Here is a 16,608-nt window from a genome sequence, read left to right on the forward strand (position 1 = left end):
GCTGCAATGATGCGGTCGGGACCGACCCTCGACCGTCGTCGATTCCTCCGCATCGGCGCCCTCGGAGCCGGTGCGGTGGGGTTCGGCGTACTCGGTTTCGGTGCGGCATCGTGCAGTTCGGCCGATGCGACGGGCGGCCCTCCGCTCGAGTACATCTCCCCTACCGATCCGGAGATCCTGGCGGCGGAAGCCGCGCGCGGATGGAACGGGCGGGAAGTGCCCGTCGCGCTGACCGCCGCGGTGGCCACCGTCGACCTCGGTGGCCGGCTCGTCGACACCTGGTCGTACGGCGGCCGCGCGGTGGCTCCGGAACTGCGGGCGAGCGTCCGCAACAAATTGCTCGTGTCGGTGCGCAACGACCTCGCAGTGGACACGACGTTGCACTGGCACGGGATCCGCATCCGCAACGACATGGACGGTGCGGCGCCGGTGACGCAGGATCCGATCGGCCCGGGTGGTGATTTCCTGTACGACTTCATCGTCCCGGACCCGGGCACACACTGGTACCACTCGCACAGCGGCCTGCAGGCCGACCGTGGACTGTTCGGCGCCCTCATCGTCGAGGATCCGCACGATACCTCCGGCGCCGACGTCGACGCCGTTCTGGTCCTCGACGATTGGGTCGACGGCCTCGGAACCACCCCCGAGGCAGTGCTGGCGGCGCTCAATCCCGCGATATCCGGCGGTCACGCAGGGCATGGCGGAGGCGGCGCACCGGCCGAACAGACCACCGAGGAAACCGCTGCGGCGCAGTCGCTCGTATCGGGAGGTCACGGTTCGTCGGGGCCTCTCGGCGGGATGACCCAGCACATCGGCTACCCGATGCACCTGATCAACGGGCGTCCGCCCAACGACCCCGAGACGGTGACCGCGGCACCCGGGAACCGGGTGCGGCTACGGATCGTCAACGCAGCCGCCGAGACGCCGTACCGCTTCGCAGTCGCGGGCCACGAACTCACGGTGATCGCTGCGGACGGCTTCGATTGCGTCCCGACCACCGTCGATACCCTGATCGTCGGCATGGCCCAGCGGTACGACGTGCTGCTCACCCTGAAGTCGGGTGCGTGGCCGATCGTGGCGAAGGTGGAGGGCCGGGACGGATACGCGTCAACGGTGCTGCGCTCGAACGACGCGGCGCCCCTGCCGAATCCGGATGTGGGCGGATTCGTCCCGGAATTGTCGGGTCGCCTGCTCGCTGAGAGCGACTTGCGACCGGTCGACGCAGTCCGGTTGGATTCTCGCACCGCAGACCGGGACTACCGGGTGGAGCTGATCCAGGCCGGAGATCGGTACGTGTGGGGTATGGCCGGGCCGGATGCCGGAAAACTGGTGATGCGGCAGGGAGAGCGGATCCGCATCACGATGGCGAACAACACGACGATGTGGCATCCGATGCACACCCACGGCCACACGTTCGCGGTCCCCGACTACGGCGGACTCCGGCGCGACACCGTCAACGTGCTACCCGGCACCGAACTTGCCATCGAGTTCGACGCCGACAACCCTGGGGAGTGGATGTTCCACTGCCACAATGCCTATCACTTCGAAGCCGGGATGACCGCGAACCTGCGATACATCCGATGAGAGGACACCTGTGAAGAAGCTGCTGCCACTCATTGCCGCGCTGATCGCCACCGTCGGACCGACCGCGTGCGGTTCGTCGGCGGCGGACACCGAACCCGCCGTGGTGATCGACGTGACGAACATGTCGTACTCACCCGCCTCGGTCACGATCGAGCAGGGCCAGACGGTCCGGTGGAAGTTCGACGACAACGGACTCCCCCACGACGTCGCCGGCGACGGACCCCTCGAAGGCCTGCTGCAGAGCGAACTGCTCACCGAGGGCACCTACGAGTACACCTTCGACGACCCCGGCACGTACACCTATCACTGCACGCCGCACGCGTCGATGGTCGGCACCGTGATCGTCCGGTAGTGCGGCCGTCCATGATGCAGGGCCCCGGGCGGGCCTGGAGCCGGTGGGCACTCACCATCGGCGTCGCGGCACTTGCATCGACCGGATGTTCCGCCGCCGGGCCTGACACGGTGATCGAGATCAGCAACGTGCGGTACAACCCGATGGATGCCACGGTGTCGGCCGGCGACACCGTCGAATGGCGATTCGACGACGGCGGCGTCCTCCACCGCGTGGAGTCACCCGGTGAGTTCGACAGCGGCATCACCGGCGAGGGCACCTTTTCGCACACGTTCGACAGTCCGGGCACCTACAGCTACATCTGCTCGATCCACCCGTACATGAACGGAACAGTCACCGTCCGCTGATACCCGAGCGGGAATTACTACACAGCAACGATTCTGGAGGTTACCGATGACGACTGTCCTCACCCATGAACCGATCGACACCGATCTACCCGATATCCGTCCGACGCTCGCCGGTGCCGTGTCGGCGCAGACCCGCCTCGGCCTCGCGGCCGGTGCCTCAGTGGCCGGGGCGGGGTCCGCCGCCCTGGCCTCACCGACGACGGCAACGGCCCTGACGGTCGCTGTCGTCGGAGCCGGGCTCGTCACGTCCCTCGCTGCCAACTGGTCCACCTGCGGCATGTCCGTGGCGGGTGTCGTCGCCGCTCCGAAGCAGCCGGGCCGGAAAGGATCGTCCACACCGGTGCGGCGCCTGGCCTGGCATGCGCTCGGCTCTGTCGGTACGGGTGCCGTGACCGGTGCGCTGCTCGGCACGATCGGCTCGGTGACCGCTGCGACGCTGTCGCCCTTGTGGCTGCTCGCCGGATGGGCAGTGTTCGCGCTGGCGTACGGACTGCACGAGATCGGTGTTCTGACGATGCCCACACCGATGCGACGGCAGCAGTTGCCCCGGCACCTTCGTCGGACAATGGCTCCGTGGAAGGTGTCGCTACTGTTCGGCGCGATCATCGGCCCCGGTTTCCTGATCTTCATCCGGTCCAGCGCGTACTACCTGCTGGTGCTCGGGGTGCTCGCGGCCGGATCGCCGGCGCTCGGTGCCGCGATGTTCACCGTCGTGTCACTCGGCCGGTGCATGCCGAGCGTCGCGGCCATCGCACACACTCGCCGCGGTGGATCGATGCCCGGTTTCCTGTCGGTGATGTGCGTCGTCGATCGCCGGGTGCAGGCCGTGACCGGCGCTGCTCTGGCGGGCCTCGCCGTGTTCGCGGGCGTTGCGCTGATCTGATCGATTCCGATCCACGCGGATGCCGGGACCTGTGCCCCGGGCTTCATGAGCCCGGGGCACACCTGTCTGTCGGTGGGTGCGGTTAGCCTGACTGCGGTATCGAACACAGATTCGGACATCGCCGACATGGAACGGACCACGACATGGCGCATCCCGTCATCCCGCCCACGCATCGAAGCTGTTCAAACGCGGTTCGGTCGCATTCCGGCCGGCCCCGCGGCGACCACGCCCGGGTTCGCGCGGTGTGCCGTTCGCAGGATCGTGCGGGCGGTCTCGTCATCCCCTTCGGGCGCGACGGCAACGGCAACAGCGTGGCGTGGGCAGTGACTGCCGGACGCAACCTTCTCGTGCATCAACGCGACACGGAGAACTTTCCCAACCTGCCACTCACCCTCGTCGCAACGGGCGTGCTGTCCAGAGGCACCCACGAATTGTTCGTCGCCGATCCGCATCATCGCCACCACTGGCTCGCCGGGTCCCCGAAGGCAACCGAATGGGACGCCTCGTGGGCGGACACTCCGGAGCGGATCGGCCGAATGCTCGCCGAGTTGGACTCAGCAGCCGCCGGGCCTCGGCGGCTGTTGCTACTCGCGGGACTCTCGACGACGATCGCGAAATTGGATCTCCCCGACCGCGAGCGATTGACGGACCTGGTGACCACTGCTCACGCACGCAACCTCACCGTCGTCGCGACCAGCAGCGATCATGGCGCGCGGTGGTTCCCGGACGGCCTGATCGCCGCGTTCGACGATGTTCTCGTACGCGAGAACGGCTGCTCCAGCGTGTATCGGAATCCACTCGGTCACGGAGGATGACGTCTGTGGCCAGGCAGGGTGCGCGGCACCCGGTCTCACCACGTCCTGCCCACGCGCCCTGAATCTCGCAAGACTCGGATCACCGAGTCGAGAAAGGGTAGTGATGGAGCAAACGGAAACCGAGAGCCAGGCCGACGTCGTCGGCATGTGGGTGACAGCAGACGGATTCATTCGCCAGGAGTTGCGGTCCGATGGGCGCTACGACGAGGCACGTGGCGCACGGCGGAGTGCGTACACCGGAAATTACACCGTGGCAGGGAGTCATCTCGAGTACGTCGACGACAGCGGTTTCACCGCAACCGGAGATCTTCGCGACGGGGTGCTCTTTCACGAGCATCTCGTCCTGTACCGAGAGGGCACACTGTCGTGATCGAACCCAAAACAGTCCTGATCACGGGAGCGAGCAGCGGGATCGGCGCCGCGACCGCACGCGCCCTCGCCGACGATGGCCACCAGGTGTTTCTCGGTGCGCGGCGTACCGAACACCTCGAGCACCTGGTGCAGGAGATCATCGCTGCTGGCGGCGTCGCAGCGTGTCGCAGAGTCGACGTCACGGACACAACCGATGTCCGCTCGTTCGTCTCGTCGGCGCATGAACATTTCGGTCGCGTCGACGTGTTGGTGAACAATGCCGGCGTCATGCCGTTGTCTCCGCTCGCGGCCCTGAAGGTCGACGAATGGAGCCGGATGATCGACGTGAACATTCGTGGCGTTCTCAACGGCATCGCCGCAGCACTACCCGTGATGCAGGCGCAAGGGCGCGGACATATCGTCAACATCGCGTCGGTCGGCGCGCACGAAGTGGTTCCGACGGGGGCCGTCTACTGCGCGACCAAGCACGCGGTGTGGGCGATCTCCGAGGGACTGCGCCAGGAATCGTCCGGGGAGGTGCGTGTCACCGTTGTCTCTCCCGGGGTGACGGAATCCGAATTGGCGGAGAGCATTTCGGATGAGTCTGCCCGCGAGGAGATGAGAGCGTACCGTGCTGTTGCACTTCCTGCCGAGGCGATTTCCCGCGCGATCGCGTACGCAATCGGCCAACCGGCAGACGTCGATGTGAACGAGATCATCGTGCGCCCCGCCGCCAGCGCACAGTAATCAGGCCGGCCGGGACGGGAGATCGCTCCCTGCAGTTGCGTTCTCTCGTTCCCGGTCGCTCGTCGCAATGAGGGAGCCGAGCAGCCGCAGCGCCTCATCGCTCGGAGATCCCCGTTCCGCCCGGTAGATCACCATCTGCAGACCAGGTTGTTCGCGCACATCGAACGCATGGAAGGTCAATGTCAACGCACCCACTTGGGGGTGAACGAACTTCTTCGCTTCCATGGTTTTGCCTCGCACCTCCCCTTCATCCCAGAGTTGCCGGAACTCAGGACTCACCGCCGAGACCTCGTCGACCAAGCGCGCCAGACGCGCATCATGCGAATCATGCCCGACGGCCAACCTGAGCGTCGCGACCGTGGCCTGGGCCGCGCGACGCCAGTCGGCGTAGAACAAGATGCCCGCCGGATCGGTGAACACCATCCGCACCAGGTTGTCGGCACTGGCGAACGGCGAGAAGAGTGCCACGGCGAGCGGGTTGCATGCCACGATGTCGAGCGTCCGATTCAGTACGAATGCCGGGGTGGAATCGAATGTATCCATCAACTGGAGGAGTGCGGCACCGACGGATTCGGGCGCACCTGACCCGTGGATGCTCGGCACCAGCCCTGCCAGCCTGTACAGGTGCATCTCCTGGTCTGCGTCGAGCCGCAACGCACGAGACAGGGCGTCGAGAACTTGCACGGAGGGGTGTCGTTCTCGCCCCTGCTCCAATCGGGTGTAGTAGTCGGAACTGAGCCCACCGGTGATCGCAACTTCCTCACGCCGAAGTCCCCGGACCCGCCGAGTGCCGTAGCTGCGAAGCCCCACCTCCAACGGAGAGATCTGCGCGCGACGTGACCGAAGGAAATCGCCGAGTTCACTGGAAGGCATGTTCCGATGGTAGTTCCGTGTCCGTCGGTCACGGGTGGGTGCACTGCACCCACCCAGCGACGACGCCTCGAATTGTCGTCGAGTGCGACACCACCCGTTCACCATCGAAGCGGCATCCGTTCACACACACAGAGTGAGATCCAAGGGATCGGACGCTCGTCCCTTCACCACGGATCGTCGGGCACGTTCCTGCCCGTGAAAGGGAGCCCTCATGGCCACAGTTACTTTCGACGGCGTCACTCGTCGCTACCCTGATTCCGATCGCGCCGCGGTCGACCGACTCGACCTCGAGATCGCCGACGGCGAGTTCCTGGTTCTCGTCGGCCCGTCCGGCTGCGGGAAGACCACCACATTGCGCATGCTCGCGGGCCTCGAAGAAATCGACGACGGCAGACTGTTCATCGGCGACACCGATGTGACCGACGTCGATTCGAAAGATCGCGATATCGCGATGGTCTTCCAGAACTATGCGCTCTACCCGCATATGACCGTCGCCGAGAACATGGGTTTCGCGCTGAAGATCGGCGGAGTGTCGAAACAGGAGCGCGATCGTCGTATCGCCGAAGCTGCACGCATGCTGGATCTCGATCCGTATCTGGATCGCAAGCCGAAGGCGCTGTCCGGGGGGCAACGTCAGAGGGTGGCGATGGGCCGGGCAGTCGTGCGCAACCCGCAGGTATTCCTGATGGACGAGCCGTTGTCGAACCTGGATGCGAAGCTGCGCGTGCAGACACGCAACGAGATCGCGCGACTCACACGTGCACTCGGCGTGACCACGATGTACGTCACCCACGATCAGGTCGAAGCCATGACGATGGGCGATCGCGTTGCGGTGCTCGACGGCGGTGTGCTCCAGCAGATCGACACCCCGCGAAATCTCTATGCGCGTCCTGCGAACCGGTTCGTCGCCGGGTTCATCGGATCACCGGCGATGAGCCTTCTCGATCTTCCGATCGTCGACGGCGGAGTCGATTTCGCCGGCGTCACCGTTCCCGTCGAACGGTCGATACTCGGTGCTGTCCACACTGATTCCGTGACGATCGGCGTCCGGCCGGAGTCGCTGCGATTGACCGGCGGCCGGGACGGCATCGAGATGATCGTCGACGTGGTGGAGGAACTGGGTGCCGACGCATATCTGTACGGACACATGAACGTAGGAGGTTCGCGTCATCAGGTCACCGTCCGCACCGACGGCGCCGCTGTCCCCGCCGCCGATGCGGTCGTGCGGGTGCGTCCCGATACGGCGGGTCTGCACGTGTTCGACAACAAGACCGGGCTACGTCTGAGCGCCTGACGCGCGAGCGGGTGGATCCGGTCGATCCGGATCCACCCGCTCGACGTGCTGGAGCAGAGCGGTCGTCAGTGTGCTCCGACGAGCTCCGTCAGGTGCGCGACGCCCCGCCCTTCGAGGGTCGACCATACGATATGACCGGGACCGTCGGGCAGCGACACCATGTTGGGCACGCCGATGGTGACGACACCGGCAGCGGTGGCCGAAGCCAGGCCCGGCAGCGAATCCTCGATCGCCACGATTCGATCGAGCGACAGATCGCCCCGGATGGCTCGAAGGTTCTCCACCGCGATCCGGTACGGTTCGGGATCGGGTTTGCCTCGACCGACCATGTCCCCGGTGACCAGGAATTCGAATGTTCCTCCGGGAAGCAGGTCGACGATCTCCGACGCGAGGCGCTGCTCACTCATCGTCACCATCGCACAGGGGATGCCGGCACCGCGCACTTCTGCGAGGAGTTCGCGAGCACCCGGCCGCCACGGGACTGCCTGCCGAACCTGCTCGATGACGGATTCGAGGAGCATATCGATTATTGCCCGGACATCGAGGCCCACGCCGGCATCGCGCAAGACCGCAGCCGACGTCGGAAGCGCATTGCCGACGAGAGCAGAGGCCTGTTCGTCGCTCCATGGAATCCCGTATGCCGCACAGAGTTCCGTTTCGGCCCGGAACCAGTACGGTTCGGTGTCGACGAGTGTGCCGTCCATGTCCCACAAGACGGCGTGCACGCCGGTCTCCATCTGAATCACTACTTCTCCTCGTTGTGCTGATCCGCGGCCTCGGTGCCGGGTGCGGGTTCTGTGGTGCGCGGGGCCGGGTCGACTACGGTGACGGTCACTCCGCGCGACCGCAACGCGTCGAGCAGGTCTGCGGGCGCATCGACGTCGGTGATGAGGTCGTCCACCGCATCCCACTCCGAGATCTGGTGCAGCGACGTGTCGCCGAGTTTGCCGGAATCGACGAGGAGCACCCGTCGGCGCGCGGAGCGCAGCATCTCGGACTTCACCGCGACGATCGATTCCTCTTGGTGGTAGAGGCCGTCGGCGTCCGCAGTGGTGGTCGAGAGGAACGCGGTGTCGACACGCAATGCCCGGATCGCGCCCACGGCGCCCAACCCGAGGAACGATTCGTGTCCGACATCGAACGTTCCACCGATCGCTGCGACGGTGGGGCCGCCCTCGTGCGCAATGCGTGTCAGCGTCGGGAGGTAGTTGGTCACGATGTGCAGTTCTTCGATCCCGAGCAGATGGTCGAGCGTCATTGCGACGGTGGTCGAATCGTCGAGAAGCACGGACTGGCCCGGTCCGACCATCCGCGCGGCTGCCGCGGCGATGGCCTTCTTCTGCGGTACCGCCACGAGCCGTCGAAGCGGTGCGCTGATCTCGTACGTGCTGGTGCGCGCCACGCTGACCCCGCCCCGGAACTTACGGACGACACCGCGCCGCTGCAGTTCGTCGAGGTCGCGGTGCACCGTCATGAGCGAGACCCCGAACCGTGTCGCAAGCGACTGCGCCGATTCGGTCTCGTCGGCGAGCAGGCATTCGAGGATCGCGTCGAGGCGTCCCCGTCGGGAGTGACTGATGATCCGTTGCGACATTGTCGGTCGGCCTTTCGCTGCGCTGGTGTCGTCGACACTGTTTATATCACTTGAAGTGTGATTAACGGTCCATGAACAGATGTCGAAGAATTGCCGGATTTCACCCGAACCATACACATTCCACCCCTCTGGGCCGACCCACATAAATGACTTAATTACATTGTGTACCAGTCTTTTTAAATCAGTACTGCCGCAAGAGTCGGCATGTTCCACCCTCGGGGGAGGCGCTTTGACGGTTCCGTTGCCGAGTGCCAACATGATCGCGTCGACGGTACTTGTAACAATCGAGTGATATGTGAAAGGAGGGTGGACGTGTCCATGACAGCCGAGCGCCCTGTGCCCACAACATCGGCGAAGCCTCGTGAGCGCCCCGGCGCGGAGCCGGTGCAGCATCGCAACCGATCCCGACGCCTGCGACGGGAGTACCTGCTGTTCGCCCTGTTCGCGTTTCCGAACCTGGCACTGATTGCGGTGTTCGCGTACTGGCCCGTCATCGGCAACGCATACCTGAGTCTGACGCGCTGGGACATGATCGCGCCGAGCCCCACCTTCGTGGGATTCGAAAACTACATCCACTTGCTCACCGACCCGTCGTTCCTTCGGGTACTGCGCATCACCGCCATCTGGGTTGTCGTGGTCGTGGGAGTGAGTCTGATCGGTGGTCTCGCCCTGGCACTGCTCTTCACCACCGCAGCACGCGGCCGATCGGCAGCCTCGGCGCTCGCCTTCTCCCCGCACATCCTGTCGGGGGCCGCGGTCGCCGCGGTGTGGCTGTTCCTCTTCGATCCCAATTACGGACTCTCGCGCGCCCTGTTCTCCCTGTTCGGGCTGGATTCACCGCATTGGACGACATCCGGCCAGTGGGCCTTGCCTGCGCTGATCATCGTGTCGATCTGGAAGGGCGTGGGCTTCGTCGCCATCGTGTATCTGTCTGCGCTGCAGTCCCTTCCCGGAGATGTCCTCGAAGCGGCGAAGCTCGATGGCGCCAATCGCTGGCAGGTGTTCCGGTATGTGAAGCTGCCGTTACTGTCGCCGACCACGCTGTTCCTCCTGGTCACCCAGGTGATCGCGGCGTTCCAGTCGTTCGACCTCATCGCCATGATGACCGGTGGCGGGCCCGCCGGCGCGACCACCACGTTGAGCTGGTTCATCTACAACGAGGGATTCCGGCAGTTCAAGGCGGGATCCGCGGCCGCAGGCGCAATGATCATGTTCGTTCTGCTGATGGTCGTCACGGTGGTCCAGATGCGATTCGTCGAGAAGAAGGTGCATTACCGGTGACCGCCACGATCGAATCCCAGTCGCAGCAATCACCGCAGACCACGCCCGCGCACTCGGGTGCACGACGTCAGCGCCTGGTCCCGCCCCGCACTCTCGGTGCCACGCTCGGCTTGATCGCCGTCGGCCTCGTGTTCCTCATCCCGTTCTATTGGATGCTGTCGTCGGCATTCAAACCGGAGACCGAAATCTACCGTTGGCCCCTGCAGTGGATTCCCACCACAGTCACGTTCGACCACTTCGTACGTGCGTGGGAGGCCGTCCCGTTCGGGCAGTTCTTCGTCAATTCCGTCATCGTGACCGCGGCGGGTTCGACACTCAAGGTCCTGCTCGCGGTGTTCAGTGCGTATGCGTTCGCGTTCCTGCGATTCCCGGGCAAGAAGGTGGTGTTCTTCGCGGTGCTCGGCGCTCTGATGGTGCCCGGGCATGTCACGTTGCTGATCAACTACATCACGATCGGCAATCTCGGCCTGATCAACACCTACGCGGGCATCTTCCTGCCGGGCCTGGCAAGCGCATTCGGGACGTTCCTGTTGCGGCAGCACTTCCTGTCCCTCCCCAAGGAAGTCCTCGAGGCCGCCGAACTCGACGGCTGTGGCCACCTGCGCCGACTCGTCCATTTCGTGCTGCCGATGTCGAAACCCGCGGTGGTGACGGTTGCGCTGATCGCGGTGATCGACGAGTGGAACGACTTCATCTGGCCACTGCTGGTCACCAACACCCTTCAGGCACGCACTCTTCCGATCGGTCTGATGTTCCTGAAGGAAACCGAGGGCGTCGACCAGTGGGGTCCGATCATGGCGGGCACGAGCCTCGTCATCCTACCGATGCTGCTGTTGTTCCTGTTCGCGCAGCGTTACATCGTCGACGGTCTTGCCGGCGCCGCAGTTCGACGTTGACCACTTTCCCCTCCCCACGCTTCCGCCACCTTTCGAAACCGAGGAGAAATCCCATGTCGCTGTTCACCAGAGGACACTCGCTGAGTGCGTCACAGCTCAGCCGCCGCCGTTTCCTGACCATCGCAGGCGGCGCCGCCGCATCGATTCCGATCCTCGCGGCGTGTGGTGCGCCCGGGGGCGGCCCGTCGTCGGGCGGGTTCGCGCAGCCGGATGTCTCTCCCCCCGCGCAGTTCGCAGGACGCACGAATGTCGTGTTCTGGAGCGGATGGTCGGGCACCAACGGTGAGGTCCTCGCGAATCTCATCAACAAGTTCAACGAGTCCCAGTCGGACATCTACGTCGAGGTCCAGGTGTTCCAGGGCTACGACGGACTGACCGAGAAACTGTCCGCCGGACTGCAGGCACGGCAGGTTCCCGAGCTCGCCATCTTCTCCGATGTGTCGTGGAACAAGTTCTTTCTGTCGGGTCACATGGAGCCGCTCAGCAGTTACTTCACCGATTCGTGGAACGCCGACACCTACCACGACCGCCTCTACGCCGAGGGTGTGGTGCGCGAGGAGCCGTACTGGCTCCCGTTCGGCCGCTCGACTCCGCTGTTCTATTACAACAAGGAGATCTTCTCGCAGGCCGGTCTTCCCGACCGCGCACCCGAGACGTGGGACGAATTCCGGGACTGGGGCAACCGGATCACGGGGCGCGACTACCGGGGCAACAAACTGATGATGCGCGCGTACACCGGTTCCGACGACTGGTACTTCCAGGGACTGCTGTGGAACTACGGTGGAGCGATGTCCGAGGGTTTGGATGTCATGGTCGACTCCGCCCGTGCGATCGCGGCCGCCGAGTTCGACCGCGCGTGCGTCAACGACGACAAGATCGGGTACCTCGCCCAGGAGATCAACACCGACTTCACCAATGGTCTCGTCGCGACGATCACCAACTCCACGGGATCGCTCACCGGCCTGAGCAAGGGCTCCGAAGCTGCAGGATTCGAGCTCGGTGCCGGTTTCCTGCCGGTCGCCACGGACACGGGTGTCCCGACCGGCGGCGCCGGCCTGGGCATCCTCAAGAACGCCGACCCGGAACGCAAGGCCGCTGCTGCGAAGGTGATCGAGTTCCTCGCGGGTGACGACGAGGCCGCCGAGTGGGCCGTCGGCACCGGCTATCTGCCCGCGACGAAGGGTGCCACCCAATCGCCGATCGTCACGACCCGCATCGCCGAGGACCCCAACTACGGACTGGCCGTGGCCCAGCTGGACCGGGCTCGTCAGCCCGACCCCGCCCGTCTGTACGTGGGCTCGACCATCCTCGAGATGCGCACCGTCATCCAGAAGCTCTACACCGAGAACGCCGATCCGGCAGCCGCACTCGGTGCTGCCGCCGCGGTCATTCGCCGCGACATCGAAGACGTCCGTCCGCAGTACGAGGAGCTGGTGGCCTGATGACCTTGCAGACATTCACACAGAACGGCCGGCGCGACACGTATGCCGTTGTCGGACATCGCGGTGCACGGGATCTGTCGCCTGAGAACACCCTCGAATCGTTCCGGCTCGCCGAGGAGATCGGGGTCGACGAACTCGAATTCGACATCCGGTTGTCCGCCGACGGTGTCGCGATCGTGCTGCACGACGCGACCCTCGACCGCACCGCAGCGTCCGAGGACGGGCGTGGCCTCGGCCCCGTCGCAGACCTGACGTACGAGCAGATCGCAGCGGTCGATGTCGGTGCCGGACGCCACGTGCCGACCCTGGCGGAGGTGATTGCCGCGACGACGGTGCCGCTGCAGGTCGAGATCAAGGCCGTCGACGCGTGCGACGAGATCGCCCGGGTCGTCGACGGAGTGCATCCGGCCGACGCCGAACGCATCCGGTTCACGAGCTTCCAGCCGGAGGCGCTGCGCCGCATGCGTTCCCTCGTACCGGAGATCACACGCGGGTTGATCACGCACGGCTACCCGGACACCGAGCATCACCCGAACGGCATCGAGCGGGTCCTTGCCGAGGTGGGGGCCGCCGCGTTCTACTGCGGTTGGGACGGCCTGACCGACGCGCTCGTCGAACGGATCCACGACGCCGGCTACGAGATGGCAGCGTGGCCGGTCCGGAGCCTCGATGAGGTGCGCCGCGGACTCGAACTCGGTTTCAACGGCGGCACCGTCGACGACCCGCGAGCTGGCGTCGAGTGGCTCGCGCAGGCCCGCGCACAGCTGCCGAACTGACCGACGCCCGCGACCCCGGTCAGGACAGGAAGTGCGCTGCCTGCCCCGCCAGATCGAGCAACGGTTGCGGCACGATACCGAGCAGCAGCGTGATCACGGCGGTCACCGCGATGGTGACCGTCGTGAGCACGCTCGGCATCACGATCGCGGGCGCAGCGGACGGTGGGTCGCGGAAGAACATGAGCACGATCACCCGAACATAGAAGTAGGCGGCGATCGCGCTCGCGACCACGCCGACGATCACCAGCGGCACCGCGCCGCCCGAGATCGCAGCGCTGAACACGCTCAGCTTTGCGATGAAACCGCCGGTGAGTGGGATCCCTGCCATCGACAACAGGAACAGCGCGAACACGCCGCCGAGCACCGGTGAACGACGTCCCATTCCCTCCCAGCGCGACAGGTTCCAGGCTTCGCCGTCGGAGTCGCGGATCAAGGTGACCACCGCGAACACACCGATGGTGCCGATCCCGTAGACGGCCAGATAGAACAGCGTCGACGAGATGCCCTGCTCATTGGCGGCGACGACACCGGTGAGCACGAAGCCGGTATGGCTGATCGCCGAATACGCCAGCATCCGTTTGACATCGGTCTGCGTCACCGCGAGAACGGCACCGACCAGCATCGTGGCGATGGCCACGGCCCACAAGATCGGGCGCCACTCGCCGCTCAGGCCCGGCACCGCGACGTAGAGCACTCGCAGCAGCGCTCCGAACGCCGCAATCTTCGTTGCCGCGGCCATGAATGCGGTCACCGCGGTGGGCGCCCCCTGATAGACGTCGGGTGTCCACGAGTGGAACGGCACCGCACCGATCTTGAACAGCAGGCCCACCGACAGCAGACCGACACCGATCAGGGCGGTGATGTCGCTGCCACCACCGGACTCCACGGTGTCGGCAATTCCCGCCAGCGAGATCGTTCCCGCGTAGCCGTAGAGCAACGCGACACCGTAGAGGAAGAACGCCGACGAAAACGCACCGAGGAGAAAGTATTTGAGTGCTGCCTCCTGCGACAGCAAACGACGTCGCCGCGACAGCCCACACAGCAGATACAGCGGCAGTGAGAGCACTTCGAGTGCGATGAACATCGTCAACAGGTCATCCGAGGCGGGGAAAAGCATCATGCCACCGACTGCGAACAACGCCAGCGGGAACACTTCGGTGCGTGCAATGCCCGCATCGGTGGCTTCACGTTCGGCGGCGCTGCCGGGTACCGCTGCGGCCTGCGGAGCAAACGCGTCTGTTCTCGTCCGGGTCGATCCCGGACCGACCGCGGCTCCCGCGGTATCCAGGGCCACCGCAGCATCCACCGTCGTTCGTGCACCCTCGACACCACGCTCGGCGATGAGCGCGACCGCGAGAATCGATACGACCAGGATCGCGGCCTGCAGGTACAGAGCCGGGCCGTCGATCACGACCGCCCCGGCGGCGGTGGTGGTCTCGGTTCCCGCAAGCAGGACGACCGCAACGAGCGCCGCCAACAGGCCCGCGAAGGCCAACACCACGTGGCTCGCGTAGCGTGCGCGGGCGGGTGCGAACGCCTCGACGACGACACCCACCACCGCGACCCCGAACACGATGAGCATCGGGCTGAGCACGCCGTAGTCGATATCGGGCGCGGGAAGCGCCTGAGCGAGAACCGCAGTGTGGTCGAGATTGTCGAAGGATCTCACCTGTGCGTACCTCCTCCGGAGCCGACGACGGTCTCACCTTCGGCCACTGGTGTCTCGGGTGGAACGAGCGGTACGGGATCCTGCTCGCCGACCGTCACGAGCGTGTGGTCCACAGCTGGAGTGATCACGTCCAGCACTGGTCTCGGATAGACCCCGAGGACGATCAGCAGGGCGATCAAGGGTGCGACCACGAGGATTTCGCGGGGTACGAGATCAGTGATCGAAGTTCCGTGTCTCTCACCCGAACCCTCGCCCAGAGGATCACCCGGCGACGGTCCGGGGTCGGCGAGCACCGGTCCGCCCATCATGCGCTGGTAGAGCCACAGCACGTACAGCGCGGACAGAACAAGCGCGATGGTGGCGATGATCGCTGCGACCTGGTAGCGCGGATAGGTGCCGACGAAGACGAGGAACTCGCTGACGAATGGCGCGAGGCCCGGTAACGACAACGTGGCGAGACCCGCGATGAGGAACGTGCCTGCGAGAATCGGAGCGATCTTCTGGACTCCGCCGTACGCCGCGATCGCACGGGATCCGCGCCGCGCGACCAGGAACCCTGCGATCAGGAACAGCGCAGCGGTGGAGATGCCGTGATTGACCATGTATAGCGTCGACCCCGCCTGGCCCTGACTGGTCATCGCGAAGATCCCCAGAATGATGAAGCCGAAATGCGAGATGGAGGTGTATGCGATCAGTCGCATCACGTCGGTCTGCCCGATCGCGAGCATCGCGCCGTAGACGATGCCGATCACCGACAGGGTCACGACCAGCGGTGCGAAGTAGACCGAGGCGTCGGGGAACAGTTGCAGGCAGTACCGCAGCATCCCGAATGTACCGACCTTGTCGACCACCGCCATCATCAGCACCGCGGACACCGGGGTCGTCTGCACCGCGGCGTCGGGTAGCCAGCTGTGCAGCGGCCACAGCGGCGCCTTGACGGCGAACGCGAACATGAATCCGAGAAACAGCGCATTGAGAACGGCGGGGGTCGCGCCGAGCTCACCCGAGGAGGCTGCGTCGACGATGCGCCGGAAGTCGAAGGTACCAACGGTGCCCGACTCCCCCAGCCCCGCCTGCTCGGTGACCACATACAGCCCGATGACCGCGGCAAGCATGATCAGACCGCCGAACAGGTTGTAGATCAGGAACTTCACCGCGGCTCTGGAGCGTTGGGCCCGTTCGCTGCCGCGACCGCCGAACCCACCGATGAGGAAATACATCGGGATGAGCATCGCTTCGAAGAACACGTAGAACAGGAGAATGTCGAGCGAGACGAAAGAGATGAGCACCATCGCCTCGACGAGCAGGATCAACGCCGTATAGGTGTGAGCGGCTCGACGGCGGGATGCGGGAGCAGCCTCGACGACGGCATGCCGGTCGTCGTGCCATCCGGCGATGAGGAGCAGCGGCACCAGCACCGTGGTCAACAGCACGAGCACCAACGCGATGCCATCGATTCCGAGCGTGTACCCGGCCCCGAAAGCCGGAATCCACGAGTGTGATTCGACGAACTGGAACTGTTCTCCGCCGGGTTCGAACATCACCGCAAGCACCACCGCAACCGCGAGGGTCAGCAGACCTGCGACGACGGCGACGCTCTTGGCGAGGGTCCGCATCCGCGCGGGCAACGCGAGAACGACGACGGCACCGGCAACCGGGAGCACCCACAGAATCGTCAACCACGGAAATTCGTTCATGCTCGGT

At 65.1% G+C, this 16,608-nt stretch carries 17 protein-coding genes; 12 read left to right on the top strand and 5 right to left on the bottom strand.

From position 1 onward, the window contains the following. Positions 1-6: 6 nt before the first annotated feature. From ACSYG9_RS24490 to ACSYG9_RS24520, 7 genes are all read left to right on the top strand, one after another. Positions 7-1,584: a multicopper oxidase domain-containing protein gene (locus ACSYG9_RS24490; RefSeq protein WP_440127795.1), complete on the top strand. Its 1,578-nt coding sequence runs from the start codon at positions 7-9 to the stop codon at positions 1,582-1,584. A 10-nt stretch (positions 1,585-1,594) separates the two neighbouring features. Continuing rightward, positions 1,595-1,936, top strand: coding sequence for a plastocyanin/azurin family copper-binding protein (locus tag ACSYG9_RS24495; RefSeq protein WP_440124894.1), 342 nt, complete (start codon positions 1,595-1,597; stop codon positions 1,934-1,936). 11 nt (positions 1,937-1,947) lie between these two features. Further along, entirely contained in the window at positions 1,948-2,283 is a 336-nt protein-coding gene (locus ACSYG9_RS24500; protein WP_440124895.1) for a cupredoxin domain-containing protein, read from the top strand. Between the two features lie 46 nt (positions 2,284-2,329). Next, complete coding sequence (locus tag ACSYG9_RS24505) at positions 2,330-3,166, top strand: methylamine utilization protein (RefSeq protein WP_440124896.1); 837 nt, start codon at positions 2,330-2,332, stop codon at positions 3,164-3,166. A 242-nt stretch (positions 3,167-3,408) separates the two neighbouring features. Then, entirely contained in the window at positions 3,409-3,981 is a 573-nt protein-coding gene (locus ACSYG9_RS24510; RefSeq protein ID WP_440124897.1) for a hypothetical protein, read from the top strand. 103 nt (positions 3,982-4,084) lie between these two features. Continuing rightward, positions 4,085-4,351, top strand: coding sequence for an Atu4866 domain-containing protein (locus tag ACSYG9_RS24515; RefSeq protein ID WP_440124898.1), 267 nt, complete (start codon positions 4,085-4,087; stop codon positions 4,349-4,351). After that, positions 4,348-5,079: an SDR family NAD(P)-dependent oxidoreductase gene (locus tag ACSYG9_RS24520; RefSeq protein WP_440124899.1), complete on the top strand. Its 732-nt coding sequence runs from the start codon at positions 4,348-4,350 to the stop codon at positions 5,077-5,079. The genes ACSYG9_RS24515 and ACSYG9_RS24520 overlap by 4 nt, the downstream gene beginning before the upstream one ends. Here the strand turns inward: ACSYG9_RS24520 and ACSYG9_RS24525 are convergent, their stop codons facing one another. Then, on the bottom strand, positions 5,080-5,952 hold the full coding sequence (locus tag ACSYG9_RS24525) for an MmyB family transcriptional regulator (RefSeq protein ID WP_440124900.1): 873 nt from the start codon (positions 5,950-5,952) through the stop codon (positions 5,080-5,082). It abuts the gene before it with no gap. 211 nt (positions 5,953-6,163) lie between these two features. On the opposite strand from ACSYG9_RS24525, the gene ACSYG9_RS24530 reads away from it, so the two are divergent. Beyond that, positions 6,164-7,246 (top strand): ABC transporter ATP-binding protein, encoded by a 1,083-nt coding sequence (locus ACSYG9_RS24530; RefSeq protein ID WP_454840306.1) that lies wholly within the window; start codon positions 6,164-6,166, stop codon positions 7,244-7,246. Between the two features lie 65 nt (positions 7,247-7,311). Here ACSYG9_RS24530 and ACSYG9_RS24535 read toward each other — a convergent pair whose 3' ends face one another. Beyond that, on the bottom strand, positions 7,312-7,983 hold the full coding sequence (locus tag ACSYG9_RS24535) for an HAD family hydrolase (RefSeq protein WP_454843034.1): 672 nt from the start codon (positions 7,981-7,983) through the stop codon (positions 7,312-7,314). 8 nt (positions 7,984-7,991) lie between these two features. Continuing rightward, entirely contained in the window at positions 7,992-8,840 is an 849-nt protein-coding gene (locus tag ACSYG9_RS24540; RefSeq protein ID WP_454840307.1) for a DeoR/GlpR family DNA-binding transcription regulator, read from the bottom strand. Between the two features lie 318 nt (positions 8,841-9,158). Here ACSYG9_RS24540 and ACSYG9_RS24545 point away from each other — a divergent pair, with 318 nt between their 5' ends. The 4 genes from ACSYG9_RS24545 to ACSYG9_RS24560 are packed head-to-tail and all read left to right on the top strand — an operon-like array spanning position 9,159 to position 13,235. Continuing rightward, positions 9,159-10,121: a carbohydrate ABC transporter permease gene (locus ACSYG9_RS24545; protein ID WP_454843035.1), complete on the top strand. Its 963-nt coding sequence runs from the start codon at positions 9,159-9,161 to the stop codon at positions 10,119-10,121. Next, positions 10,118-11,017 (top strand): ABC transporter permease subunit, encoded by a 900-nt coding sequence (locus ACSYG9_RS24550; RefSeq protein ID WP_440124903.1) that lies wholly within the window; start codon positions 10,118-10,120, stop codon positions 11,015-11,017. The genes ACSYG9_RS24545 and ACSYG9_RS24550 overlap by 4 nt, the downstream gene beginning before the upstream one ends. Before the next feature lie 53 nt (positions 11,018-11,070). Further along, the gene (locus ACSYG9_RS24555) at positions 11,071-12,459 is read left to right on the top strand and encodes an ABC transporter substrate-binding protein (protein ID WP_440124904.1); all 1,389 of its coding nucleotides are present in this window, start codon (positions 11,071-11,073) and stop codon (positions 12,457-12,459) included. After that, entirely contained in the window at positions 12,459-13,235 is a 777-nt protein-coding gene (locus ACSYG9_RS24560; RefSeq protein ID WP_454840310.1) for a glycerophosphodiester phosphodiesterase, read from the top strand. Before ACSYG9_RS24555 ends, ACSYG9_RS24560 begins: the two co-directional genes overlap by 1 nt. Positions 13,236-13,254: 19 nt before the next feature. Here ACSYG9_RS24560 and nuoN read toward each other — a convergent pair whose 3' ends face one another. Next, the gene (gene nuoN / locus ACSYG9_RS24565) at positions 13,255-14,904 is read right to left on the bottom strand and encodes an NADH-quinone oxidoreductase subunit NuoN (RefSeq protein ID WP_454840311.1); all 1,650 of its coding nucleotides are present in this window, start codon (positions 14,902-14,904) and stop codon (positions 13,255-13,257) included. Continuing rightward, a complete protein-coding gene (locus ACSYG9_RS24570) occupies positions 14,901-16,601 on the bottom strand; it encodes an NADH-quinone oxidoreductase subunit M (RefSeq protein ID WP_440124907.1) in 1,701 nt (566 codons plus the stop codon). Before ACSYG9_RS24570 ends, nuoN begins: the two co-directional genes overlap by 4 nt. Between the last annotated feature and the right edge of the window lie 7 nt (positions 16,602-16,608).

The sequence above is a fragment of the Rhodococcus sp. SJ-2 genome (genome assembly GCF_053750035.1).